At 43.5% G+C, this 24,996-nt stretch carries 28 protein-coding genes and 1 pseudogene; 13 read left to right on the forward strand and 16 right to left on the reverse strand.

Annotation, left to right across the window (positions count from 1 at the left end):
- Positions 1 to 668 precede the first annotated feature (668 nt).
- The 5 genes and pseudogenes from xerC to E8Q33_RS14560 form a co-directional block, all read right to left on the reverse strand.
- Positions 669 to 1,565 carry a tyrosine recombinase XerC gene (xerC, locus tag E8Q33_RS14540; protein WP_371413302.1) on the reverse strand — a complete coding sequence of 299 codons (897 nt, stop codon included), beginning with the start codon at positions 1,563 to 1,565 and terminating at the stop codon, positions 669 to 671.
- 1 nt (position 1,566) lies between these two features.
- On the reverse strand, positions 1,567 to 2,277 hold the full coding sequence (locus E8Q33_RS14545; RefSeq protein WP_136555653.1) for a DUF484 family protein: 711 nt from the start codon (positions 2,275 to 2,277) through the stop codon (positions 1,567 to 1,569).
- A pseudogene (gene dapF, locus E8Q33_RS14550) lies at positions 2,253 to 3,099 on the reverse strand (diaminopimelate epimerase). The gene E8Q33_RS14545 and the pseudogene dapF overlap by 25 nt, the downstream one beginning before the upstream one ends.
- Positions 3,100 to 3,103: 4 nt before the next feature.
- Positions 3,104 to 4,357: a diaminopimelate decarboxylase gene (gene lysA / locus E8Q33_RS14555; protein ID WP_136555655.1), complete on the reverse strand. Its 1,254-nt coding sequence runs from the start codon at positions 4,355 to 4,357 to the stop codon at positions 3,104 to 3,106.
- Positions 4,358 to 4,361: 4 nt separating this feature from the next.
- Positions 4,362 to 4,490 (reverse strand): lipoprotein, encoded by a 129-nt coding sequence (locus E8Q33_RS14560; RefSeq protein ID WP_084003060.1) that lies wholly within the window; start codon positions 4,488 to 4,490, stop codon positions 4,362 to 4,364.
- 267 nt (positions 4,491 to 4,757) lie between these two features.
- On the opposite strand from E8Q33_RS14560, the gene pilB reads away from it, so the two are divergent.
- From pilB to yacG, 6 genes are read left to right on the forward strand one after another with little or no spacing between them, the layout of a single operon-like run.
- Complete coding sequence (gene pilB, locus E8Q33_RS14565; RefSeq protein WP_247870135.1) at positions 4,758 to 6,413, forward strand: type IV-A pilus assembly ATPase PilB; 1,656 nt, start codon at positions 4,758 to 4,760, stop codon at positions 6,411 to 6,413.
- Between the two features lie 3 nt (positions 6,414 to 6,416).
- The gene (locus tag E8Q33_RS14570; protein WP_136555659.1) at positions 6,417 to 7,664 is read left to right on the forward strand and encodes a type II secretion system F family protein; all 1,248 of its coding nucleotides are present in this window, start codon (positions 6,417 to 6,419) and stop codon (positions 7,662 to 7,664) included.
- A 4-nt stretch (positions 7,665 to 7,668) separates the two neighbouring features.
- On the forward strand, positions 7,669 to 8,538 hold the full coding sequence (locus tag E8Q33_RS14575; protein WP_069296705.1) for an A24 family peptidase: 870 nt from the start codon (positions 7,669 to 7,671) through the stop codon (positions 8,536 to 8,538).
- Position 8,539: 1 nt separating this feature from the next.
- Positions 8,540 to 9,166, forward strand: coding sequence for a dephospho-CoA kinase (gene coaE, locus E8Q33_RS14580; protein WP_069296704.1), 627 nt, complete (start codon positions 8,540 to 8,542; stop codon positions 9,164 to 9,166).
- A gap of 26 nt (positions 9,167 to 9,192) precedes the next feature.
- Positions 9,193 to 9,963, forward strand: coding sequence for a cell division protein ZapD (gene zapD / locus E8Q33_RS14585; RefSeq protein ID WP_136555661.1), 771 nt, complete (start codon positions 9,193 to 9,195; stop codon positions 9,961 to 9,963).
- Positions 9,964 to 9,965: 2 nt separating this feature from the next.
- Positions 9,966 to 10,151: a DNA gyrase inhibitor YacG gene (gene yacG, locus E8Q33_RS14590; protein WP_136555663.1), complete on the forward strand. Its 186-nt coding sequence runs from the start codon at positions 9,966 to 9,968 to the stop codon at positions 10,149 to 10,151.
- Here yacG and mutT read toward each other — a convergent pair.
- The 6 genes from mutT to E8Q33_RS14620 all read right to left on the reverse strand — a co-directional run bounded on the left by mutT (position 10,148) and on the right by E8Q33_RS14620 (position 14,665).
- Positions 10,148 to 10,549 (reverse strand): 8-oxo-dGTP diphosphatase MutT, encoded by a 402-nt coding sequence (gene mutT / locus E8Q33_RS14595; protein ID WP_136555665.1) that lies wholly within the window; start codon positions 10,547 to 10,549, stop codon positions 10,148 to 10,150. The two genes, yacG and mutT, sit on opposite strands and share 4 nt — an antisense overlap.
- The gene (locus E8Q33_RS14600) at positions 10,546 to 10,734 is read right to left on the reverse strand and encodes a zinc-finger domain-containing protein (protein WP_069296701.1); all 189 of its coding nucleotides are present in this window, start codon (positions 10,732 to 10,734) and stop codon (positions 10,546 to 10,548) included. The genes mutT and E8Q33_RS14600 overlap by 4 nt, the downstream gene beginning before the upstream one ends.
- Before the next feature lie 19 nt (positions 10,735 to 10,753).
- Positions 10,754 to 11,866 (reverse strand): quinolinate synthase NadA, encoded by a 1,113-nt coding sequence (nadA, locus tag E8Q33_RS14605; RefSeq protein WP_136555667.1) that lies wholly within the window; start codon positions 11,864 to 11,866, stop codon positions 10,754 to 10,756.
- A gap of 36 nt (positions 11,867 to 11,902) precedes the next feature.
- Positions 11,903 to 13,687 (reverse strand): aspartate--tRNA ligase, encoded by a 1,785-nt coding sequence (gene aspS, locus E8Q33_RS14610; protein ID WP_069296699.1) that lies wholly within the window; start codon positions 13,685 to 13,687, stop codon positions 11,903 to 11,905.
- A gap of 70 nt (positions 13,688 to 13,757) precedes the next feature.
- Entirely contained in the window at positions 13,758 to 14,390 is a 633-nt protein-coding gene (locus E8Q33_RS14615) for a DUF502 domain-containing protein (protein WP_069296698.1), read from the reverse strand.
- A gap of 8 nt (positions 14,391 to 14,398) precedes the next feature.
- Positions 14,399 to 14,665, reverse strand: coding sequence for an FmdB family zinc ribbon protein (locus E8Q33_RS14620; RefSeq protein WP_136555669.1), 267 nt, complete (start codon positions 14,663 to 14,665; stop codon positions 14,399 to 14,401).
- Between the two features lie 621 nt (positions 14,666 to 15,286).
- Here E8Q33_RS14620 and E8Q33_RS14625 point away from each other — a divergent pair.
- The 6 genes from E8Q33_RS14625 (at position 15,287) to E8Q33_RS14650 (ending at position 19,474) form a co-directional block, all read left to right on the forward strand.
- On the forward strand, positions 15,287 to 15,733 hold the full coding sequence (locus tag E8Q33_RS14625) for a plastocyanin/azurin family copper-binding protein (RefSeq protein ID WP_069297063.1): 447 nt from the start codon (positions 15,287 to 15,289) through the stop codon (positions 15,731 to 15,733).
- 164 nt (positions 15,734 to 15,897) lie between these two features.
- Positions 15,898 to 16,494 (forward strand): ubiquinol-cytochrome c reductase iron-sulfur subunit, encoded by a 597-nt coding sequence (gene petA / locus E8Q33_RS14630; RefSeq protein ID WP_069297062.1) that lies wholly within the window; start codon positions 15,898 to 15,900, stop codon positions 16,492 to 16,494.
- A gap of 5 nt (positions 16,495 to 16,499) precedes the next feature.
- Positions 16,500 to 17,705, forward strand: coding sequence for a cytochrome b N-terminal domain-containing protein (locus E8Q33_RS14635; RefSeq protein ID WP_084003096.1), 1,206 nt, complete (start codon positions 16,500 to 16,502; stop codon positions 17,703 to 17,705).
- On the forward strand, positions 17,702 to 18,412 hold the full coding sequence (locus E8Q33_RS14640; RefSeq protein ID WP_136555670.1) for a cytochrome c1: 711 nt from the start codon (positions 17,702 to 17,704) through the stop codon (positions 18,410 to 18,412). Before E8Q33_RS14635 ends, E8Q33_RS14640 begins: the two co-directional genes overlap by 4 nt.
- Before the next feature lie 37 nt (positions 18,413 to 18,449).
- Positions 18,450 to 19,070 (forward strand): glutathione S-transferase N-terminal domain-containing protein, encoded by a 621-nt coding sequence (locus E8Q33_RS14645; RefSeq protein WP_069297059.1) that lies wholly within the window; start codon positions 18,450 to 18,452, stop codon positions 19,068 to 19,070.
- Positions 19,070 to 19,474, forward strand: a complete 405-nt coding sequence (locus E8Q33_RS14650; protein WP_069297058.1) for a ClpXP protease specificity-enhancing factor — start codon at positions 19,070 to 19,072, stop codon at positions 19,472 to 19,474. The genes E8Q33_RS14645 and E8Q33_RS14650 overlap by 1 nt, the downstream gene beginning before the upstream one ends.
- 1 nt (position 19,475) lies before the next feature.
- Here E8Q33_RS14650 and E8Q33_RS14655 read toward each other — a convergent pair whose 3' ends face one another.
- From E8Q33_RS14655 to E8Q33_RS14665, 3 genes are all read right to left on the reverse strand, one after another.
- Complete coding sequence (locus tag E8Q33_RS14655) at positions 19,476 to 20,852, reverse strand: sigma-54 dependent transcriptional regulator (protein WP_136555672.1); 1,377 nt, start codon at positions 20,850 to 20,852, stop codon at positions 19,476 to 19,478.
- A gap of 11 nt (positions 20,853 to 20,863) precedes the next feature.
- Positions 20,864 to 22,300: a HAMP domain-containing sensor histidine kinase gene (locus E8Q33_RS14660; RefSeq protein WP_247870136.1), complete on the reverse strand. Its 1,437-nt coding sequence runs from the start codon at positions 22,298 to 22,300 to the stop codon at positions 20,864 to 20,866.
- Positions 22,301 to 22,378: 78 nt separating this feature from the next.
- Positions 22,379 to 23,062: a hypothetical protein gene (locus E8Q33_RS14665; protein WP_247870137.1), complete on the reverse strand. Its 684-nt coding sequence runs from the start codon at positions 23,060 to 23,062 to the stop codon at positions 22,379 to 22,381.
- A gap of 68 nt (positions 23,063 to 23,130) precedes the next feature.
- Here E8Q33_RS14665 and E8Q33_RS14670 point away from each other — a divergent pair, with 68 nt between their 5' ends.
- Positions 23,131 to 23,598 carry a DUF302 domain-containing protein gene (locus E8Q33_RS14670; RefSeq protein WP_247870138.1) on the forward strand — a complete coding sequence of 156 codons (468 nt, stop codon included), beginning with the start codon at positions 23,131 to 23,133 and terminating at the stop codon, positions 23,596 to 23,598.
- Between the two features lie 38 nt (positions 23,599 to 23,636).
- Here E8Q33_RS14670 and E8Q33_RS14675 read toward each other — a convergent pair whose 3' ends face one another.
- Entirely contained in the window at positions 23,637 to 24,566 is a 930-nt protein-coding gene (locus tag E8Q33_RS14675) for a quinoprotein dehydrogenase-associated putative ABC transporter substrate-binding protein (RefSeq protein ID WP_247870139.1), read from the reverse strand.
- Positions 24,567 to 24,640: 74 nt separating this feature from the next.
- Positions 24,641 to 24,996 (reverse strand): PQQ-binding-like beta-propeller repeat protein (locus E8Q33_RS14680; protein ID WP_168800227.1); only part of this gene is annotated, 356 nt, incomplete at its 5' end.

The following is a 24,996-nucleotide window of genomic DNA, read 5'->3' on the forward strand; positions in this document are numbered from 1 at the left end:
CGGGGTAATCAACCACAAAGCTCAAATGTTACCCCTAACCCCCCTTTTGTGCTGACGAGTAGCGCAGGTTTATCTGGATAAGGATTGGTCAGTGTCTGATTCATGGCATCCATGCCACTCACCCTTCGGCGCCTTCGGCGTCCAAATTTGTTCCAGACAAATTTGTGAGCGCAGCGAGTTTTGGCCAATCCCCAGATAAACCGAGCAACGCAGTGAAGCCGCAGGCCAGCACATGGGTGCCCTTGGGTTGTTAGGGGCTTGGGCACGCAAGCCCTGACTCGCGTGAGCGAAAGATCAGCTTATATTAGGGAAAATGAACCTAAAGCATAATTTCGCCTAAGGGCGAGTTCATTTTCTTTGTTTGCCCAAAGAAAACGAACCAAAAGAAAAGGCACCCCTTGTGTTGGCCTGCGGCTCCCCGAAAAAAATGGTCATCGCAGGGAAATCGAAAAAACTCGCTTCGCTCAAACATTCCGATTTCTAATCCTGCGATAACCATTTTTTCCGGCAACACAAAAGGGGATTCAAGGGAAGCCTTTGAGATCTGTGCCCTTATCTAAATACCTTTTTATATTTCTCTCTAAGAAATCTGCACCCATCCGCGTAATCTGCGGATAAAATCTTTTAAAACTCCGTGCCCTCTGTGTCTCTGTGGTTAATTACAATTATCAAGAACGCTTCTTAGCCCGAGGATGCGCGGCATCATAAACCTTTGCCAGATGCTGAAAATCCAGATGGGTATAGACTTGCGTCGTGCTGATATCGGAATGGCCCAACAACTCCTGAACGGCTCTCAAATCACTGCTGGACTCAAGCATATGCGAGGCAAACGCGTGACGCAGTCGATGCGGATGCACATGTTCAGAAATGCCGTGTTTTTTACCCCAGAAAGCCAGACGTTGCTGAATGGAACGTACACCAAGTCGTTTGCCTTGTTGGGTGGTGAATAACGCGGGTTGTTGATACAGACCGTTCTGATCACGTTTATCGAGCCAGACTTTTAACGCTTCAATTGCTGTGCGGCCAATCGGCAAAATCCGTCCTTTATTACCTTTACCGGCGATGACATGCACCAGTTGCTGGCCGAAATCGACATCACGTAAATCCAGAGCCGCCAGCTCTGCCAGCCGCAGGCCGGAGGAATAGAATAATTCCATAATCGCTCGATCCCGACAGGCGACAAAAGTGTCGGCCGGCGTGCTATCAAGCAAGGAATTCATTTGATCAACATCAAGGGTTTTCGGTAAGCGCTTTTCGGCTTTGGGTGCCTGCACTGATTGCGCCGGATTATGATCGACCAGGCCTTCTTTGAGCAGATAGCGGTAAAAGCTGCGAACGGCTGACAGTAAACGATGAATACTACGAGCACCTAAGCCATTTCGATGCAGGCGGGCGATAAACAAACGAATATCTGCCGGTTTGAGTTGTTGCCAATCGGTAAATGATTGCTGCTGACAATATTCAATTAATTGCTGACAATCACGCTGATAATTGAGTACGGTATGCGGCGAAACCCGGCGCTGTTGCTCCAGATATTGCAGAAAATCCTGCAGTGGTGTTTGCAGCTCAGCTGTCATTCTGTCCGTGACAGAAACGGCGCATCAGCCGCATAAACACTTCGCCGAGAAAGCTTAAATATTCCGTTCCCATATCCGCATGAAAACGGTTGGCATCGCTGCTGGCGATCGCCAGTAAACCGGCACAAGGTTCATGACCTAAAGGCAAACAGGCCACCGAATGTACTTCATCTGCTTTTTCACCAAACAGTAATTGTTTTTGTGCTTTGGTTAGTCGACCACAAACCGGTTGTTGTTTAGCCAGAATATGATCAAAAGCTTTCAGCTTTGCATCATCAGCATGCAGTTCTGCGATATTGCCTTCGACTGGTGGTAATTTTGGTTTTTGATCGCCACTGTAAAACAACCTTAACGATACTTCATCAGCCGAAAATTCCTCCTGTAACTGCTGCAGCAATGTTGCCAGCAGGCTTTGCAGATCCTGACAATCCATCAATCGCAGACACAGCTGATGTACCCGTTGTTGCAATGCAGCATTGCTATGTGCGTTATCAATCAAGGCATGCAATTGATCATGTAGATGCTGATTTTTTTGGCGCAATTGCTCTCGCTGCCGCTGCGCCAGCGAAATCGTGCCTGCAGGTGTTTTTTCGAATTCCAGCTCAGACAATAAATCCGGCTGATCAATTAAAAAATCTGTGTGCTGGCGTAAAAATTCACTGACTTGTTCAGCGCTTACAGATTGTTGAGTGTTGCCCACGCAATTTCTCCATCAAATACATGTTGTGCTGGTCCGGTCATCCACACCGAAGCGTCTTCATCGGGCCAGCTAATTTCTAATGTGCCGCCGGGTAATAAAACACTAACCTGACGCCCCAATAATCCACGACGAATACCACTGACAACCGCCGCGCAAGCCCCGGTACCACAGGCTGTTGTCTCGGCTGAACCACGTTCATAAACCCGCAGTTTTATGTTCTCATGATCAATCAATTGCATAAAACCAACATTGACTCGATCTGGAAACTGCTCATGGTTTTCTATTTTTGGCCAACTCACCGACTGGTGCTTTGTTGACATCATCGACCAATAAAACCGCATGAGGATTTCCCATTGATAATGCAGCTATCTCTACCTGTCGGCCAGGTTCAACCACCAGCATATAGGTATTGCTGGCTTCAGCCGTTTTAAAGGGGATTTGTTCCGGTAAAAAACGTGGTTTGCCCATATCAACGCAGACCTGACCATCCACCTGCAAAGTCGGATAAATCACACCAGAAGCTGTTTCTACAGCAATAGAATCTTTGTCAGTCAGCCCATTGTCACGAACATAGCGGGCAAAACAGCGTGCACCATTGCCGCATTGGGATACTTCTCCGCCATCGGCATTAAAAATCCGGTAGCGAAAGTCGACATCCTGCATCTCGCTGTTTTCCACCAGCAACAGTTGATCACAACCAATACCAAAATGCCGATCCGCCATAAAACGGATTTGCTCAGTGGTCAGTTGAACAGACTGATTGATGGCATCAATGACCACAAAATCATTACCAAGACCATGCATTTTGCTGAATTTCAACATAGGATTAATCCTGCAATATCTGCTCACCGGCATACAGACTTTCGACGGACTCACGTTGACGTGCCACATGCATGGTTGATCCATCGACCATAATTTCTGCTGCACGCGGCCGTGAGTTGTAATTCGAACTCATGGTAAAACCATACGCTCCAGCAGAACGAATCGCCAATAAATCTCCGCTTTGGATTGCCAGGCTGCGATCTTTGCCTAAGAAGTCACCGGTTTCGCAAACCGGACCGACAATATCAAAGTCTTGTTCGGTTTCATGTTGGCGGGGTTTGACAGCTTCAATTGCCATCCAAGATTGATACAAAGCCGGTCTTAATAAATCATTCATAGCAGCATCGACTATGGCGAAATTTTTGGCTTCCGCTGCTTTTATATATTCAACTTTAGTTAACAAAATACCAGCATTACCCGCAATTGCTCGACCAGGTTCCAGCATGATTTCCAGATCACGATCTTTTAACTGTGCTTGCATGGCTTTAGCGTATTCGGCTGGGGTTGGTGGTGTTTCATCGCGATAACAGATACCCAGTCCGCCACCGATATCGAGATGTTTAATGGTAATACCCTGCTCGGCCAACGCATCAATTAACGCTAACACCCGTTCAAGAGCATCCACAAAAGGTGATACAGAGGTCAGCTGGGAGCCGATATGACAATCCACACCAATCACTTGCAAGTTCGGCAATGCATTCGCTTGCTGATACACCATCAGCGCATCATCAATGGCAATACCAAATTTATTTTCTTTTAAACCGGTCGAAATATAGGGATGTGTTTGTGCATCGACATCAGGGTTCACCCGAATAGAGATCGGCGCGATTTTGTTAAGACTGACAGCAACTTCACTGATGCGTTGTAACTCTGGAACGGATTCCACATTAAAACAGCGAATGCCGGTTTTCAGAGCATATTCAATTTCTTCAACCGTTTTGCCGACACCAGAAAACACGATTTTCTCTGCTTGGCCGCCAGCCGCAATGACACGAGCCAGTTCACCCGCCGACACAATATCAAAGCCCGAACCCAATCTAGCCAGTACATTTAATACTGCCAAATTTGAGTTCGCTTTAACGGCATAGCAGACCAAATGCGGATAAGCACTGAAGGCATCATCAAAGGCTTTCCAATGCTGCTCGAGGGCTGCTCTGGAGTAGACATACGTTGGTGTGCCGAACTGCGCCGCTAATTCAGTCAGGGATTGCTGTTCAGCGTATAATTCACCGTCTTTTTGTGTGAAAAAATCTTGCATGTTTTTAGGAAACCTTCACTGTGTTAGCCTGACCTTCGGGCAGATATAAATCGCCCTTCAGACCGCATGAAGCCAGTATTGACATGGTACACAGAACGAGTGCCAGAACTTTCCAGCCAGGTATTTTTCGCATGATGTCTTCCCCGATGCATTAATGGCAGGCAGTATACACAGGAATATCCGCGACAGGCCCACATTGGAAACTAGAATTTATTATTTAAGTTACATACTATTAGGGCCTGTTTATTTTTCATAGTCACTACTGTTTGAAGCTACGAAAAATAAATAGACCCTAGTGCATTGAACGTAAGCATTATATTAAGGAATCACGTCCAGTAATGGCAAATATGACAGCACCAATCAGACTAAGCGTCTTGCAAGACGACTTGTAAGTGAAGGGTTGCTGACAGAAGATCAGGCCCAGACAGCTCAGGCTACGGCAAAACAGGCTTCGCAATCTTTTGTGACCTATCTGGTTAACAATAAATTACTTAAAAGTGATGTGATAGGCGCCATTGCTTCGCAAGAATTCGGCGTGCCCTTGTTTGATCTGGATAGCATGAATATGGAGCTCGCTCCGACCAGTCTGTTTCAGGAGAAACTGATCCGTCAGCATAATGCTCTGCCGTTGTTTCAACGTGGCAAACGTTTGTACGTTGCTGTTTCAGATCCCACGAATTTACAAGCCCTCGACGAATTTCAGTTTAATACTGCACTGAATACTTTTCCGGTACTGGTTGATGAACAAAAATTATCAGTCACTATCGAAAAAGCTCTGGATAACAAAAATCAGGTTTTAGATGATTTTGATGATGCCGAACTGGATGATATCGATTTAGGGCCTGATGATGATGGTGATCGTGGCTCTGAACTCACTGACAAGAATATTGATGACACGCCGGTTGTCCGATTTATCAATGGTATTTTGACTCAAGCGATTAAAGCCGGTGCCTCGGATATTCACTTTGAACCCTATGAAAAGAAATACCGGGTTCGGGTGCGTATTGACGGCATTTTGCATGAAACCAAAACCGCACCGGTTGCTTTAGGCGGACGTATTGCCGCTCGTATCAAAGTATTGTCGCGAATGAATATTGCTGAACGTCGTGTGCCTCAGGATGGCCGGATGCGACTGAAGGTATCTAAATCCAAAGCCATCGATTTTCGTGTCAGTACTTGCCCGACATTGTTTGGTGAAAAAATCGTTTTACGTATTCTGGATCCGACCAGTGCCCAGTTAGGTATTGATGCTTTGGGCTATGAAGAAGATCAGAAAAAAATCTTTCTGGAAACCATGCACAAACCTTATGGCATGGTGCTGGTAACGGGTCCTACCGGTAGTGGTAAAACCGTTTCGTTGTATACCGCACTGAATATCCTCAATACCGATGACCGCAACATTTCTACTGCAGAAGATCCGGCGGAGATCAATCTTCCTGGTATCAATCAGGTCAACGTGCATCCGCAGATTGGCTTGGGATTCACCGAATGTTTAAGAGCCTTCTTGCGTCAAGATCCTGATGTCATCATGGTCGGTGAGATACGCGATTTAGAAACCGCAGAAATCGCTATTAAAGCCGCGCAAACTGGGCATATGGTGTTTTCAACATTGCATACCAATGATGCGCCGCAAACCCTCACCCGTCTGGCCAATATGGGGGTTCCAGCCTTTAACATTGCGTCTGCTGTCACACTGATTATTGCTCAGCGTCTGGCGCGTCGGCTTTGTCAGCATTGCAAGGCACCAGAAACACTGCCAAAAGAAACCTTGATTGAAGAAGGTTACAGCCCTGAACAAATTGCGACAGATTTCAAAGTTTACCGCGCTGTTGGTTGCGAACATTGCACCGAGGGGTATAAAGGACGGGTTGGTATTTATCAAGTTATGCCAATATCCGATGCAATGGGTCGGCTTATCATGGAAGGTGGTAACTCCATGCAATTGGCCGATCAGGCAAAAGCTGAAGGTATTGCAGATTTACGTGCTTCTGGTCTACGTAAAGTGATGGCCGGATTAACAAGTCTGGAAGAAATTAACCGCGTCATTAAGGAATAAACCGTGGCCACAGCAAGTAAAGCGAAACTTAAACCTAAAAAAGCCGAGTTACCCACCCTTTACATATGGCAAGGCACAAATAAGGCTGGCCGCAATGTAAAAGGTGAACAGGCAGGTGAAAGTGTTCAAGCTGTTCGTGCTGATTTACGCCGTCAGGGTATAACACCCGGAAAAGTTCGCCGTAAACCCAAAGATTTATTTGCTCCACGAAAACCTAAAATCAAACCGGTCCATATTGCGATTTTTAGCCGAATGCTGGCAACGATGATGTCGTCTGGTGTGCCGATGATGCAATCACTGCAGATTATTGGTGATGGTCATGAAAATGCCAGCATGCAGGAAATGATTCTAGCCATTAAAGCCGATGTTGAATCAGGAACCAGCCTGGCAGAGTCGTTAGCCAAATTTCCATTGCATTTTGATGATCTATACATCAGCTTGATTAACGCTGGTGAACAGTCCGGTACGCTGGAAGCCCTGTTACATGAGATTGCTACCTATCAGGAAAAAACCGAAGCTTTAAAATCCAAAATCAAAAAAGCCTTGGTTTACCCGACCGCCATTATGGTCGTAGCGTTTATTGTGACGGCCATTTTGATGATTTTTGTTATTCCACAGTTTCAGGCATTGTTTACCGGTTTTGGTGCCGATTTACCCGGTCTGACCAAAATGGTTATTAGTATTTCACAGTTTTTCCAGGATTTCTGGTGGTTAATATTCGGCAGCATCATTGGGTCAGTAATGGGCTTTATGGCGGCTCGCAAGCGTTCTCGCAAGATCCAGCACTTTATGGATCGTATGTTGTTAAAACTACCGGTTATTGGTGATGTATTAACCAAAGGTGCGATTGCCCGCTTTGCCAGAACATTTTCGGTCATGTTCAAGGCCGGTGTACCCATGGTAGAAGCCATGACTTCGGTAGCGGGCGCTACCGGTAATATCGTCTACAACGAAGCGACCATTGAAATGCGTGATGATGTGTCAACCGGTACACAGTTAAATAAAGCCATGACCGATACTGAGCTATTTCCGAATATGGTTGTTCAGATGGTTTCTATCGGTGAAGAATCCGGTTCATTGGATGCAATGCTCGCCAAAGTAGCTGATTTTTTTGAACGTGAAGTGGATGATGCGGTGGACAATATGACCGCGTTAATGGAGCCATTTATTATGGCTTTCCTCGGCGTGCTGATCGGTACGTTGGTTATTGCTATGTACTTGCCGATATTCAAACTCGGCGCCGTCGTTTAATCTTATGTCGCTTATCTATTTGCTGGAAACATCCAGCACATTTTTTATTGCCAGTATTTTTATTCTGGGCTTATTGGTCGGCAGTTTTCTCAATGTAGTCATTCATCGATTGCCAATGATGATGCAACGTGAATGGGCTCAGCAATGTCAGGATTTAATTGGTGATACTAGCCCAGAAACGGAACCACTAACGTTAAGTAAACCACGTTCCCGTTGTCCACATTGTGGTCACGCCATTACAGCTTTAGAAAATATTCCGGTCATCAGCTATCTGGTGCTTAAAGGTCGTTGCAAGCAATGCAAAGCACCAATCTCCAAACGTTATCCATTAATAGAATTATTTACCGCCATCCTTTCCGCAGTCGTTGCATGGTATTTCGGCTTTGGGGCTGCAGTATGCGGTGCCTTATTGTTAACTTGGGCTTTAGTAGCGTTAACTTTCATTGATGCCGATCATCAGTTGCTTCCAGACAGTATTACGCTGCCATTATTGTGGCTGGGACTGCTATTCAATCTGTTTGAGGTTTACACCGATATTAATTCAGCAGTAATTGGTGCTATCGCCGGTTATCTTGCGCTCTGGCTGGTCTATCATGCATTTCGTCTGGTAACCGGTAAGGAAGGCATGGGCTATGGTGATTTTAAGCTGCTAGCCGCCTTAGGTGCCTGGATGGGTTGGCAGGCCTTGCCGATGATTATTCTGTTATCTTCGCTGGTCGGTGCATTGGTGGGAATCAGCCTGATTTTATTAAAACAACAACATCGAGATAATCCCATTCCGTTTGGGCCATATCTTGCTGCAGCTGGCTGGTTAGCATTAGTTTGCGGTGAGAGTCTTACTAGAGGTTATATGAATTGGAGCGGGTTAAGCTGAAATGGTATTTCGGGTTGGCCTAACCGGTGGAATCGCTTCAGGTAAATCTACCGTATCTGAATTGTTTAAAGACCTAGGCATTGAAGTTATAGATGCTGATATTATTGCCCGTGAGCTAAGTCAACCTGGCACGGCGCAATATCAGTTGATTGTTGAGTATTTTGGCGATGAGATTGTGCTTGCCGATGGGCAATTAAATCGTCCAGCGTTACGCAAATTACTTTTTTCCGATGCTAAAGCAAAACAGCAACTCGAGCAGATCCTGCACCCCGCCATTCGCCAACAGCTTTTACAACAAGCGGCTAACGCTAAAAGTAGCTATTGTATTTTAAGCATTCCATTACTGATTGAAGCCAATTTACAGTCCTGTGTAGATCGTATTTTAGTGGTTGATGTGGATAGTGAAACTCAGATGCTTCGGTTACAAAACCGGGATAAGCTGTCGACAAAAGAAGTTACTCAACACCTTGCCGCTCAATCAAACCGTGCACAACGATTGCAATATGCTGACGATATCATCGACAATAGCGATGCTATTGAAAAATTGAAATTTCAGGTTACACAACTGCATGCGTTATATTGTCAGTTGGCTGAGGCAGCAGAACATGAATCCAGGTCAAAAAGCTGACCTTATGACTAAATGATAAAAACACTATGTCTGACATTATCACATACGAACAACCTCTAAATGAGCGCATAAGAACGTTCTTGCGGCTGGAGTTTTTGCTGGCACGAGTGGATTATGCGATGCAGCATGACGATGAAATGAGTCATCGTGAAGCCATCGATGCCATGCTGAGTATGTTGCTGGTATTTGAGCGTGGTGATATGAAATCCGAGGTAACCAAGGAAGTTGAGCGACTGATTACCAATTTGTCCGCCTTGGAAAACTCACCGGGTGTCGACAAACAGACTTTGGATGCTTTGCTAGCCGAACTAGATCAGACACTTGACGCTTTACAGATCCGCAAATCAGCCATCGGTCAGGTCTTAAAGGAAAACGAGTTTCTTTACAGTATCCGCCAACGTTCGAGTATTGCCGGCGGCACCTGTGATTTTGATTTGCCTGCCTATCATTACTGGTTACAACACTCATCGGTTGAACAACGCCAGCAACAGTTAAATTACTGGCTGGAACAGTTTGTGGCTATTCGCGGCGCAATAAATATTACCCTACAGCTTATCCGTGGCAGTGCTGGTTTCAGTGATGCTCAAGCAGAGAAAGGTTTTTTTCAGCGTAGTTTGGATAGTAATCTGCCGACACAGTTAATCCGAGTACGCATTCCATCTTCTACCCCCTATTATCCAGAAATCAGTGGCGGTAAACACCGTTTTACAGTGCGTTTTATGACGTTTGATATTAATCAGCGTCCCCAACAAATTAATGATGATGCGGAATTTCAGCTTAGCTGCTGCACGATGTAATTATGGTTTTGAAAGTGAATTGTCCACAGTGCGGACGTAAAGTGGAATGGACGGATGTAAACAAATGGAAGCCGTTCTGTTGTGAGCGTTGCAAATTAATCGATTTGGGTGAATGGGCCGCGGGAAATCACCGTATTCCTGGCGATCCGGTTATCGATCCTGAAGATGAACCCAACTCTTTCCACTAAATCGCATAAAGACTAGTTAACCGCTCAATTATTTCGATATTGGCAGCAGGAAACTCTTTGTCACAAAGATCAGCTAAACCACACCATTCCAATGGTTGTCCCTCTCTGCCGATTGCCTCGCCACTAAACCCTGAAACTATCCAGACATCCAGTTCAACTTCTAACTCAGCATAATCATGAACAATTTGCATCAACGGTTCGGCTTGATGCACCTGCAACCCAACTTCTTCTTCAATTTCTCGTTGCAATGCCTGAAAAGGGGTTTCATTAGCTTCACGTTTGCCGCCTGGAAACTCCCAGCGATCACCTTGATGCTGATGCGCATGACGACGGGCAATTAATACCTGTTGCTCAGCATTAAAAATGATCGCCACAGCAACCTGCAGACGTTGTTTCATGTGTTTTTCAATACATATAAAGTGCCGCAATAAGGGCAAAGCACTTCACCGTGGCTTTTGATTTCAAGATACACCCGGGGATGCGCATTCCATGACGGCATATCTGGCATCGGACAGCTGATGGGTAAATCCTTTTTAGTCACTTCATAGCGTTGCTGTGTACAGGCTTGTTTGGTCTCTGACATCACACGCTATCTCCAGTATTTAGATCGGTAAAGCGAGCATCCGATCCAGCGCCAGTTTAGCTTCTTTAGCAGTCACTGGATCTACTGAAACCTGATTGACCACATGGCCTTCCACCAGATTTTCCAATACCCATAACAAATGCTGTGGATCAACGCGGAACATGGTTGAACACATGCAGACTGTCGGCGACATAAAGTGAACCGATTTACCCTGATCCTGAAAACGTTCATGTAAACGATTTACCAGATTCAATTCGGTACCAACCAGCCAGCGAGTATTTGGCTCACTGTTGGCAATGGTGTTCACAATAAACTCAGTTGAACCAACATAATCCGATTTCTGGCACACTTCAAAGCTACATTCTGGATGCGAGATAACTTTGGTTTCTGGATATTTTTCCAGAAAGTTATCAATCTGCTGCGGTTGAAACATCTGATGTACTGAACAAAAGCCTTTCCACAAAATGATTTTGGCTTTTTTCAACGCGTCAGGCGTCAATCCACCTAATGGTTTATCAAAATCCCACACCACCATTTCTTCCAGCGGAATGCCCATTTTGTAACCAGTATTTCGACCTAAATGCTGATCCGGGAAAAATAGTACTTTTTCGCGTTGAGCAAATGCCCAATCCAAAACATGGGGAGCATTGGTAGAAGTACAGACTATGCCACCATGTTTGCCACAGAAAGACTTCAGGTCAGCTGCTGAATTGATGTAAGTGATCGGCGTGACCATTTCATCAGGATCCAGTACTTCGCTCATTTCCTGCCAAGCCCGATCAACATTTACCCGATTGGCCATATCGGCCATTGAGCAACCGGCGGCCATATCCGGCAAAATCGCAATTTGATCAGGACGGGAAAGGATATCCGCCACTTCGGCCATAAAATGCACGCCACAAAACACAATGTATTGCGCATCTGATTCGGCGGCATTGCGTGACAGTTTTAGCGAATCACCCGAAAAATCAGCATGTTTGAAAACTTCATTACGTTGGTAATGGTGGCCTAAAATGACCAAATCGTCGCCCAATTTCTGTTTTGCAGTAGCAATGCGTTGATCGCATGCCTCATCATCAATTGAGAAATATTGTTCAAACGGGATTGCCGTTGTTGCTAATTTTGTAGCCACTTCGCTTTCCTCTTAAATCCGATTTTGCCGTTTTACTCAGGCTTCTGCTGTTGGCGCTTTACGCAGGCGAATGTTCAATTCTTTCAGCTGCTCATCACTAACAGGACTTGGTGCATTGGTTAACAAACAGGCGGCTGACTGAGTTTTCGGGAACGCCATTACATCACGAATGGATGACGAACCAGTCATTAACATTGCCAGACGATCCAAACCAAATGCCAAGCCACCATGCGGCGGGCAACCATATTTCAATGCTTGCAACAGGAAGCCAAATTTCTCTTCTGCTTCCTCAGCGGGAATACCGAGCATTTCAAAAACTTTCTGTTGCACATCTGTTTTATGAATACGAATCGAACCACCGCCCAACTCGGTTCCGTTTAACACCATGTCATAAGCGCGAGACAGACATTTGCCCGGATCGTTACTTAATAAATCAATATCCGACTCACGCGGCGCAGTGAAAGGATGATGCAAGGCATACCAACGCTGAGTTTTGTCATCCCATTCAAACATCGGGAATTCAACTACCCACAATGGTCGCCAGCCATGTTCAACCATATCTAAATCATGGCCAATTTTGACACGCAAAGCGCCTAAAGATTCATTCACAATGGTGGCTTTATCTGCACCAAAGAACACTAGGTCACCGGTTTCAACTCCCGTTCTTTGCAGAATGGCTTCCACCACATCATCGGGCAGGAATTTCAGAATTGGTGACTGCAAACCTTCGCGACCTGCAGCAAGATCATTGACTTTAATATAAGCCAGACCTTTGGCACCGTAGATACTGACAAACTTGGTGTAATCATCAATTTCTTTACGGCTTAATGAATTGCCGCCTGGAATACGTAGAGCGGCAACACGGCCGTTATCATCGTTAGCCGGTGCAGAGAAGACTTTAAAGTCCACTGCTTGCATCAAATCACTTACATCAACTAATTCCAATGCGATCCGTAGATCCGGTTTATCACTACCAAAACGGTCCATTGCATCTGCATAGGTCATTCTCGGGAATGGGTTTGGTAAAGCTTGTTCTAAAACATTCGCAAACAGATCACGGATCATTTCTTCCATCAACTGCATTAAATCCTCTTCTTCAACAAAAGAGGTTTCAATATCTAATTGAGTGAATTCTGGCTGACGATCAGCACGCAAATCTTCATCACGGAAGCAACGCACGACCTGATAGTAGCGATCCATACCTGCAACCATCAGCAATTGTTTAAATAACTGCGGAGATTGTGGCAATGCAAAAAAATCACCTGGATGGGTACGACTTGGCACCAGATAGTCACGGGCACCTTCAGGTGTTGCTTTGGTCAGGATTGGTGTTTCGATATCCATGAAGCCATGATTATCAAGGTATTGACGTAACTGACGAATAATCTGCGAACGGAAACGCAGCTTTTGCAACATTTCAGGACGACGTAAATCTATATAACGATGACGAAGACGAATATCTTCATTGACTTCAGCTTGTTCGGTCAGCGGAAATGGCGGCGTTTCAGAGCTATTCAGAATCGTCACACGCTTGGCGATAATTTCGATTTTGCCGCTTTTAAGATCAGTGTTTTCGCTGCCAGCAGGACGTGGATTCACGATACCTTCAATCTGTAATACATATTCACTACGGACTTTTTCAGCGATGGCGAAGCTTTCGGCATCTTCCGGGTTACAAACAATTTGTACCAGACCTTCACGATCTCGCAAATCAATAAAAATAACACCACCGTGATCCCGGCGACGATGCATCCAACCTGCCACCGTTACCGTTTGTTCAATCAAAGTTTCGTTTACATCGCCGCAATAATGGCTACGCATAATTATTCCAACATTCCAAAAATACTGTTCAACACTATATCCCCCATAACTTGAAGGATATCCGAGATTTTTATTCTAAGTTTTGCTGAGCCTGAATCTTCCTTCGATAGGCCTCTGAGTCCGGCACTACCACACCCATCGAAATAATCATTTTCAGACCTTCTTCTACCGTCATATCCAATTCAATCACTTCCGATTCCGGCACCATCAAAACGAATCCAGATGTTGGATTAGGTGTGGTCGGAATAAAGACACTGATGACATTGGCAGCAGTCTTATCCTGCACCTCACCTAAATCATCTGACGTCATAAACGCCAGACTCCAAACGCCTTTGCGTGGGTATTCAACCAATAATACTTTGCGAAACGACTTGCCATCTGTGGCCAGTACCGCTTCCATAATCTGCTTAATCGCAGAATAAATTGTTCTGACCAGTGGGATCTTAGCCAGCTGCAATTCCCAAAAAGCGACTAAACGACGGCCTAGTAAATTGGCCATAATCATGCCGGTGACCAAAACCAAGGCAACCGCCAATACCACTCCCAATCCGGGAATATTAAAACCGAACAACCTGTCGGGCTGAAAAGCATCCGGTAGCAACGTCAAACTTTTATCTAAAAACCCTACAATCGCCCTTACCACTAGAAACGTGACGCCAAGCGGCATCCAGACCAATAAGCCTGCTATAAGATATTTGCGCATTCAAATACTTAATGGCTGCATCCGGTTCCGCAAGTATGTCCTGCAGAAGGCGAACTTTCTGATGAGCCACTATCAGCAAGATTACGTTTCGAACCCGATTTAAAATCGGTTTCATACCAGCCCTGCCCTTTCAGACGGAAACCAGCAGCTGAAATCAGTTTTTTCAAGCTCGGCTGATGACAGGCTGGACATTCCACCAACTCATCATCACTAATCTTTTGTAGCGCTTCAAAATTATGATTACAGGCATCACAGCGATATTCATAAAACGGCATGAGGTTACTCCTAAAGATGAATCAAAAAACAACGCTGGTCATAAATGCGGCAATAAAAAATAGTTTCAAGCTTTTAAACCCTGCGATTATACCGAAAATTTACTATTTCAGTCTTTGGCATTTTTATGCTTGTTTCTAAAATTGTTGAAGGTATCGATCTGTAATTTTTTTCATTCTGCAAGATGTCACCAATTTACTGCTACATATCCATATTTTCATTTAACTTTTGCAGAAGCAGATTACCGTTTAATTAAAGTTGAATCAGCGCTCAAGCGAAAATGATTTAACGCTTTTTCAAAAGTTAAATTGTTACCTCAAGTATTTCAGCCTTGTAACAATTTAGACCTGAACTTCCAATAACCAAGTATTCAACCCTATCTTTTTCAGGCACCTGCCTATTCATTTGTCATGGAAAATGCATTGTGTTATTTGACACAAATTTACAATTTAGCATGGACATATCCCACAAACAGCCAGTATAGTTGGCCGTTTTTGTGCTTTATTGCCCAGAAAATTACGTGTTAAAACACGTGGCTAAGTGTGTTCAGTGTGTGTTCAGGTTCACTGTGGGAGACTGGCACCGCACTGAGGCAAATAACTCAATAAAGAGAGGAAATATTCATGAAATATGGTAAATCACTGTTGACAGCAGTAATTGGCGCAGCATCTTTATTTTCTGCTGCTGCAATGGCTGAGAATCATGTTGTTAACGCAAGCCTAACCGCTTTTGACCCTTTAGTAGTTAAAATCGCACCAGGTGACACAGTTTCTTGGCAACAAATGAACGGTCACCTAGTCAATACTACTTTTACTGATGCGAGCGGAGAACAAGAGTTCATCCCAGAGGGCGCAGAAGGGTTCATTTCACAAATGGGTGAAAACTACCAAACTAAACCACTAACAGTTGAAGGTGTTTACCTCTACAAATGTGACCCACATTGGGGTGCAGGTATGGGCGGCGCCATCATCGTTGGTGAACCAACCAATTTACAAGCGATTGTAGACTCTAATCCAAAGGGTGCATTACGCCGTTTAGTAAAAAAAGTCGAACAGGCTGCTGCAGAGTAAATATCTACTCCTCTAGTGGTAACCCTAAAAGCGCATGAAAATGCGGGCTTTTTTGATCCAAAACATTCCTTGCTATGTTAAAATTTGCTAGTTTTATCTCAGCAATCCCGAGACATTGATGCTCTGCTGGATTCACATTAAATAACATATCAGGGGATATTCATCTGATGAGCGACTCTATAGATACTGGCAAAAGACGGTTTTTGACAGCCGCCGCTAGTGTAGTAGGCGGTGCGGGTATGGTGGCTGTTGCCATCCCTTTTGTATCATCCATTGCACCAAGTGCTAAAGCCGAAGCAGCTGGAGCACCAGTGCAAATTGATATCAGTCAACTCGAACCAGGCCAACTGCTAACTGTTGAATGGCGCGGCAAACCGGTATGGATTTTCCGTCGAACCGAAGAAGTTTTAAACACGCTCATTTCACTAAATGATGAGCTACGTGATCCACAGAGCACACAAACCCAGCAACCCGAATACGCTCAGAACGAAACTCGTTCAATCCGTAAAGACGTCATGGTGATGGTGGGTATTTGTACGCATTTAGGTTGCTCTCCAACCTATCGTCCTGAAATTGCCCCAAATGATTTAGGTGCAAACTGGAAAGGTGGATTTTTCTGTCCCTGCCATGGTTCACGTTTTGATTTAGCAGGACGTGTATACCAAGGTGTACCAGCCCCAACCAATCTTGAAGTGCCCCCTTATCACTTCCAGGGTGACAATATTGTCATCGTTGGTGAAGACGCCCAAGGAGCCGCATAATGTCGATGATGGATTGGATTGATGCTCGCTTTCCAGCGACAAAAATGATGAAGGAACACCTTTCGGAATATTACGCACCGAAAAACTTCAACTTCTGGTATTTCTTCGGTTCCCTGGCTTTATTGATTCTGGTTTTACAGATTATTACCGGCATCTTTTTAACCATGAATTATAAACCGGATGCAGAACTCGCTTTTGCGTCGGTTGAGTACATCATGCGAGACGTTGAGTGGGGCTGGTTAATTCGTTACCTACATTCCACCGGTGCTTCTGCATTCTTCGTAGTTATTTACCTGCATATGTTCCGTGGTTTGATGTATGGATCCTATAAACAACCACGAGAATTGATCTGGATTTTCGGCATGTTGCTTTACGTCGTGCTGATGGCTGAAGCCTTTATGGGTTATCTATTACCTTGGGGTCAAATGTCATATTGGGGAGCGCAGGTTATTATCTCCTTATTTGGCGCTTTACCTGTTATTGGTGAAGACTTAGCGTTGTGGATTCGTGGTGACTACGTAGTTGCCGATGCCACATTGAATCGCTTTTTTGCCATGCACGTTATTGCATTGCCAATCGTATTATTAGGTTTAGTTGCAGCTCACATTCTGGCGTTACATGAAGTCGGCTCCAACAATCCAGATGGCGTCGAAATCAAAAAGCATAAAGATGAAAACGGTAAACCTTTAGATGGTATTCCGTTCCACCCCTACTACACCGTAAAAGATCTCGTGGGTGTTGTGGTCTTCCTTTTTATCTTTTCGTTGGTATTGTTCTATCTACCTGAGTTCGGTGGCTGGTTCTTAGAAAGAGATAACTTTATTCCGGCAGATCCGCTGAAAACACCGGAACATATTGTACCTTTATGGTACTTCACCCCGTTTTATGCCATTTTGCGGGCAGTACCAGATAAGCTATTTGGCGTTATTGCAATGGGCTTGGCAATTGTCATGCTGTTTCTCCTGCCATGGCTGGATCGTAGTAAAACTCGTTCAATTCGCTATAGAGGTCCATATTTCCGTACGGCTTTAGTTGTGTTTGTTATCAGCTTTTTAGCGTTAGGTTACTTAGGAACTCAACCAGCAACGTCGCTTTATACTTTGCTGGCACAGATATTTACTATTCTGTATTTTGCTTTCTTTCTTCTAATGCCAATTTACACCGCATTTGATAAAGATAAACCTGTACCGGAAAGGGTGACGTACAAATGAGAAATCTGACTTTAGCTGCTTTCATTTCAATATTCAGTCTGTTCTCGACTTTTGCATTTGCTGCGGGTCCATCATCAAAACTGGATAAAGTAGATATTGACCTGCATGATAAAGCGTCACTACAACGTGGTGCTCAGACCTTCATGAATTATTGCCTTAGCTGCCATGGCGCGTCTTTGATGCGTTATAACAGAATGGCAAAAGATTTAGGGTTAACAGAAGATCAGGTTGCTGAAAATTTGATGTTTACTACCGACAAAATCGGTGAAACCATGCAAATTGCGATGCGTCCTGAAGATGCTAAACGTTGGTTTGGTGTAGTACCACCAGACTTATCGGTCATTGCTCGAGCTCGTGGGACAGATTGGTTGTACACCTATTTACGAACCTTCTATCTTGATGAAACGCGACCAATGGGCACCAATAACCTTGCTTTTAAAGATGTAGGTATGCCTCACGTTCTATGGGAACAACAAGGTTATCAGTCTATAGATGAAGATGGTCATTTGAGTGTTGTTCAAGAAGGTGAACTGAATCCTCGTCAATACGATATGATGAGCCGAGATCTAGTCAACTTTCTTGCCTATATCAGTGAACCATCCAAATTACAGCGTTTAGCGTTAGGAAAGTGGGTTTTACTCTATCTTGCTATCTTCTTTGTTATCGCATTGGCACTGAAAAAAGCTTACTGGAAAGACGTTCACTAACGCTACATTCCAAAAATATATAAGCAGTATTGCCAAAATGACAACACGTAACCGTAAACCGCTGATGACATTGTACTCGGACGTACAATGTCCATTCAGCCACCAAGCCCGTATCGTTGTTCAAGAAAAACAAATTGATTGTCAGTTGATAGAACTTGCAGATGGGCACTGGCCAGAAGAAGTGGCTTCAGCAAACCCATACGCTCAAGGTCCGACCTTGTTTGATCGGGATATTGTGATTTTCCACTCACGTATCATTATGGAATATCTTGATGAACGATTCCCTCATCCGTCTTTAATGCCAAATGATCCTGGTGCCAGAGCTCAAATGCGACTGATGTTGCATCGACTGGAAACCGATTGGTTTTCATTATGGCCTCAACTAATTGGTCGGGAAAAATCCCCAGCGAATAAAGCTAAAAAGACTTTACGCGAAGATCTGACTGTTTTGGCACCATTGTTTGAGCAAAATGATTTTCTGATGAGTGACGAGTTTTCACTAATCGATTGCTATATTGCCCCGTTATTATGGCGCTTGCCGCAATTAGGCATAAAATTACCTGACTCAGCAAAAGCAGTTGAACGTTACGCACAAAAAATATTTAATAGAGACACATTTCAGGCGAGCTTGAGTTCAGCGGAAAAGGGAATGCGTTAATGAGCATGTCTACACAAAGACCTTATCTGATCCGAGCCATTTACCAATGGTTGCTCGACAATCATTGCACCCCTTATTTGTTAGTCAATACAAATCACGAAGGGGTGGTGGTTCCGGAACAATATATTCGTGATGCTCGCATTGTACTTAACCTTGCACCTGATGCGATAAGCGGCCTTAATATGGATAATGACTGGGTCAGCTTCTCAGCAAGATTTTCAGGTAAAGCAATGGATTTGTTTATTCCGGTGATTGCCATTCAGGCAATTTACGGTAAAGAAAATAATGAAGGTATGTTCTTTCCTGAAGAAGAACCACCTACACCTCCACCGGCATCAACAGAGCCAACAAAATCTGTCACCAAAATAACCAGCGGCAAACCAAGCTTAAAATTAGTTAAATAAATTAAAGCTTATATTTTTCCATACGATAACGCATTGCCATACGGGTCAAACCAAGCTGTCTAGCGGCTCGGGAAACATTACCAGAACTGCGGCTTAACGCATTCTCCAATAGATACTTCTCCACTTCATCCATCGTCATTTTTTCTATTTCAGATAAAGTTTGTTCGCCATCAGCGCTTGTGGCAAATGATTTTAGTGATAAATCACTAAATTCGATAACACTTTGCTGGCAAAGCATTACCGCTCGCTCCAGAACATTTTCCAATTCTCTTATATTGCCAGGCCAGTCATATTGCTGCATTTGACGCATGGCATCATAGGCCAGTCGAGGTTGTTCTACGGAATAACGTTTGGCAAATTGTTCAATAAAAAACTGTGCTAGTTCTGCAATATCCTGTTGACGCTCTCTCAAAGGAGGAAGCTGTATCTCGACAACATTCAAGCGAAAGTACAAATCAGCACGAAACTCACCCATGGAAACTAATTGATGTAAATCGCGATTGGTAGAAACAATCACCTGGGAATTGACCGGTATTTCTTTTGTAGACCCCAATCTACGCAGCTGTCGTCTTTCTATTACATTAAGTAGTTTGGTCTGGGTTGACAGCGATAGCTCAGCAATTTCATCCAAAAATAATATGCCGTCTTCAGCAACCTCAATCAGTCCGGGACGGGCTTTCAGAGAATCATCCAAGGCGATATTTTCCTGTCCGAATAGCTCCGCTTCTACGGAATCTTCGGGTAAAGCTGCACAATCTACATGTACAAAAGGTCGGTCATGTCGCTGGCTTATTTGATGAAAATAACGCGCTAACACTCCTTTTCCGCTGCCCGTCTCACCACTAATTAATACAACGGGAGTGGTATCTTTATTTTTATCCATCAATTCTGAAAGTTGTTTGGCCTGCTCCCGAATAGTCAGAATTTGCTGACTACTGCCGATAAGATTTACCGGTTGATGTGTTTTTTGAGCACGTTGCTCTGCATACTGTAATTGACGCCTGATGGTGTGATTACTGACCACTTTATCAATCGTCAACATTAATTCATCGAGATCGACTGGTTTTTTCAGATAATCTGAAGCACCAAATTTCATGGCACTAACAGCATCTTCCAACTCACCATAGGCTGTCATCACTATCACCGGCAGGCTTTGTAATGGATGCTCATCTGCACGAATTTCGGCTAATAAATCTAAACCGTTGCCATCGGGAAGTCTGACATCCAACAACAAAATATCTGGTGATTCACTTTGTAATAGTTTTTTGCCGCTGCCAATGTTTTCTGCAATTTTGGCTTGATGACCTTCGCGCTCAAGTCTGCGTTTTACCGATTTTGCAAACAGGCTTTCATCTTCTATTAGTAAAAAACTAAGCATATAACATCCTATTAAAAAGTCTGCTCATTATTGATATCTAATGTAAGCGAAACCCTTGCCCCGCCTTGCAAATTTGTTTCAAACGCTAAATGGCCTTGATGTTGTTTTATAACTTTTTGGGCAAATGGAATGCCAAGACCATAATTCAATTTTTTATGTAATTGACTGGTTTTTATTGGTGATACTTCTGTGAAACCCGGACCTTGATCATCAATATGCAGCCCCACTTGTTGAGCACTTTCCCAATAGTGGATATCAATAGTTGAATTGACTGGAGATGCCTCAATCGCATTTTGAATCAAGTTAAAAATAGCCTGTTCCATCAGATTATTGTCAATATTGAGTGAACGAGCTTTATTTTGCCACCCATGACGCGTTAATTGAATGGACTTTTCTTTTAACTGTAGCTCGATTAAGGACAAAGCGTTATCTGTTAATTCAGTCAGCGTAACTTGTATTAAATGGGGCTTTAACGGGTGAAGATACATCAATAGTGACGTCACCCAATTTTCCAGCCTATCGACAGCGACAATAATATCTTGCAGAACGACTCGGCTTTCCTCATTCGCTTCTTCAATTGATACTTGTGCTGCAGCTCTGATACCTGCCAATGGGTTGCGAATATTATGTGCAACCAGTGGTACCAATTCGCCCAAGGCAGCTTGTTTTTTGGTTTCGATTAATTGATCACGGCTGCTGGCCAATTCATCTGCCATGCTATTGATGGCCTGTGACAGCAGCTGGAGCTCTTCCAAACCTTTTAGCGGAATATGGTGTTTGAAGTCACCGGTACTGATGATTTTTGCACCCTTTGTGACATTTCGCAGCGGTGCAAGCATATTACGGCGGACAAACCATTTTGAGATACTCAGTAAAATCAGTGCCAAAATGATTGGTAAGGCTTCACTTAAAATCATTTTGCCAAACAAACGCTCATCAGATGCGGTTAATTGTAGTTGCTGTTGACGCAAATAATTTTCGATATCACTGAAGACCTTTTCCAACTGACGAAAAGTTTGTTCTTCTAGTTGTTCATCAAGCCAAACCTTGTCTTCCTTACTAAGCTCTTCAATCTCAAGAAATCGGCTGGTTTCCTGGTAAAACTTGTTGTAGGCATATTCAATTCTTACAATCAGAATTTCTTCAGTTGGGGTTTGTGCCAACACTTTCAATCGTAACAAATAGCCATCGATTTGATTGCGAAACTGATAATACTCTTCAATCGCCAGAGCATCGTTTAGAAACACCACATCAAATACTTCTTTGAGCTGACGATATAAATCCCCACGCAAATGCTGAACATGTGTGTTCATGGAGCTTAAACGAAGTGATTCCTCTGAGCTTTTTTGCCAGGCAAAGGCCCAGTTAAAGCTCATCAACGCCGTCATGACGATCAATACCACAAAACTCAGCTCATGGAATCGCAAGGCGCCTTGAATGGTTGTCAAGTTTTTTGAAAAGTCTTTTCTATTAAAAAAAACGGGCACGAAGGCCCGTTTTAAACTTAGTCATCAAAGTAATTCTCTTTACTCTGGATCAAAACCAATAAATGTAATTTTTTCTTCCACCAATACTGGTTCGCCTTCTTTCCAGGTTTTGCCATCCGGAACCACGGTTTTTATCTCATAAATCTCACCGGGAATTTCTTCAGATAAGGTAAAAATATAGTATTTCGAAGAATACAGTTTATAACGGTCATTTTTTGGATCTTTAATATAAGGCTGTACTGTATATTGCCATGCCTTTACTTTGTCTCCGTTATAGTCCACTTCAACCTGCTTTTTATCCGCACCTTCAGCAAAAGACCATCGGATTAAGCGTTGGAAATAACGCCATTCACCGCCGGTTAAACGCTTCATTTCATGAACGTCATATTCCAGAAACAACACAAAAACACTGTTACCACGTTGATCCAGCCGTTCCTGATAAGGACGTTTGTTGGGACCGGTAAAAAACTCAAAATAGGTATCTGCCCGACCTGTATTACGAATATTTTTGACTATTACATCGATCGTGTCGTTGTAATCCCCATCTACAAAACTGGTTTTAGAAAATTCATATTTCAGCACGCCTGGCTGATCAATATTTTTCAGATGTGATTTATCGAATAACTCGTTATTAATTTCCGACATGCCCGGAGCAGCAAATGCTTTACCACTTATCAGCAGCATTATTCCGAGCAAAAACACTACATATTGGTTGATTCTCACTGTTTGTTACCTCACGATTTTTTATAGGTGTTATGCTTTAACTTATAATTCAACATTATTATTTTTATATGTTTATGACTCTAATTGATCATTTAAAGATTCCTGGAATTTTGATTTCCAGTGTATTTTTTATTATCGCATGTCAGCCCGCGAATACTAACCGAATAATTGAAAAAAATAGTCCTTATTCCTATCAGGAAACTTTAGAGAATCTGGATATTGCCATTTCGGAATTTAACTATCGGATCATTCATAAAAGTGAAATTGGCTCGGCAATCCAGGAACGCGGTGATGAGGACTTTCCACTGTCTGTTGTTATTAGCTTTTGCAATATCACTTACGCCAAACAAATGATGTTGATTAACGAACAATTAATTAATGATATGCCCTGCATCATTACCGTCCGTGAGAGTGAAACTGGCGTCATTATTGGCACACGTTTAATGGAGGAAAAAGTGGCTGATAAAGAACAGGCAGAGTTTGCGGCAAAAATTAATGATAACCTTATAAAAATAATGGAGGCTACAGTTTTGTAGCCTCCATCAATTCTGCATTAGACTTTATTTACTTACTCTTAATCATCCTTATGAGCACGCTTAGCTGGCGTTGGACTCACATTTTCCAGTGAAGGAAGATTATATTCAGCAATAATCGCAGTTATTTCATCCTGATGTTTATCGATAAACTCATTTAATAAAGCATTCCAGGCTTTATTAGTGCGGCGTGTACCCATACCAAAACTAAATACATGCGCCTGACCTAATTCATTTAAAGGTTGAACGGTAATTGGCACATCTGAAACAGAAGCTTCATAGCCAGCAACAGGGCCCCACATCGGGATGACATCAATCTTCCCTGCAGCTAAATCTTCTATCGCACGACCGCCACTGGCATTCACATCACCACTCATTAATTGGTAGTACTGAATTCGATCGGCTAAGCCCATATCAATAATAGGTTTGGTAGATACAGCACGATCAAACAAACCAATTTTCAAAGGACCATGTTTTGCATCAACTTCTTTAAGATCGGCTAATTTAGTGATCTCATAGCCTTCTCCACTACGGTAAGCGATTGCTTCAATTGAACTGAAATAGGGTTTTGTAGGCATCATCGGACCACCATCTTCAGGTACGCTCATTGCCAAATCGCACATATAGCCAGCACGTTCAGGATGCTCTTTTTGAATAGTATTTCGCGCAAATCCGATTCGCTGCGGGAACCAGTAATATTCCACTGGAATTCCTAATTCTTTACCTAACAATTCTGCAATTTTATTATCGAAACCTTCCTTGTTCTTATTTGAATACGGCATATTGTGCGGATCAGCGCAGACCCTTAATACTTCTTGTCCAGGCAAGGGTTTCAAATTTTCTGCATTGACTGCAAACGATGCACCCACTAATGCAGATGCCAAGATCGCCATTTTCTGTAGCTTTATCATTCTCTCTTCCTTATTTCTTATGGGAATAAGTGTGACACTTCGTATACCGTTTTTGTTCAAAAAAAACGGCATCTTTTTAAGATACCGGGTTTTTTGGTCTAACTTAAGTATATTTTTTAATACACTTAATGGTCTTACAAGCTAAATACGCTCAGAATACCACCCAGGTTAGTCCAGCTAGACAGTGCACGATATGCACCAACTGCGCCCAGACCATCTGAATCATTTTCTAAACTTGGGATAGCCATACCGATACCAGCCCAACCACCTACACCAGACAGGATAGAAATATACTGTTTGTTGTTGTGTTTGTAGGTATTAACGTTACCGATAATGCCTGATGCTGTTTTGAATCTGTATAGCTCACGACCTGATTGGGCATCAACTGCTTTCAGGTAACCTTCCAGCGTACCGTAGAACACAACATCAGAGGCAGTTGCTAACGCACCTGACCATACTGAGAAACGCTCTGGGTTTGACCAGACGATTT

This window comes from Methylophaga sp. SB9B, from assembly GCF_004832235.1.
In the GTDB taxonomy this organism is placed as follows: domain Bacteria; phylum Pseudomonadota; class Gammaproteobacteria; order Nitrosococcales; family Methylophagaceae; genus Methylophaga; species Methylophaga muralis.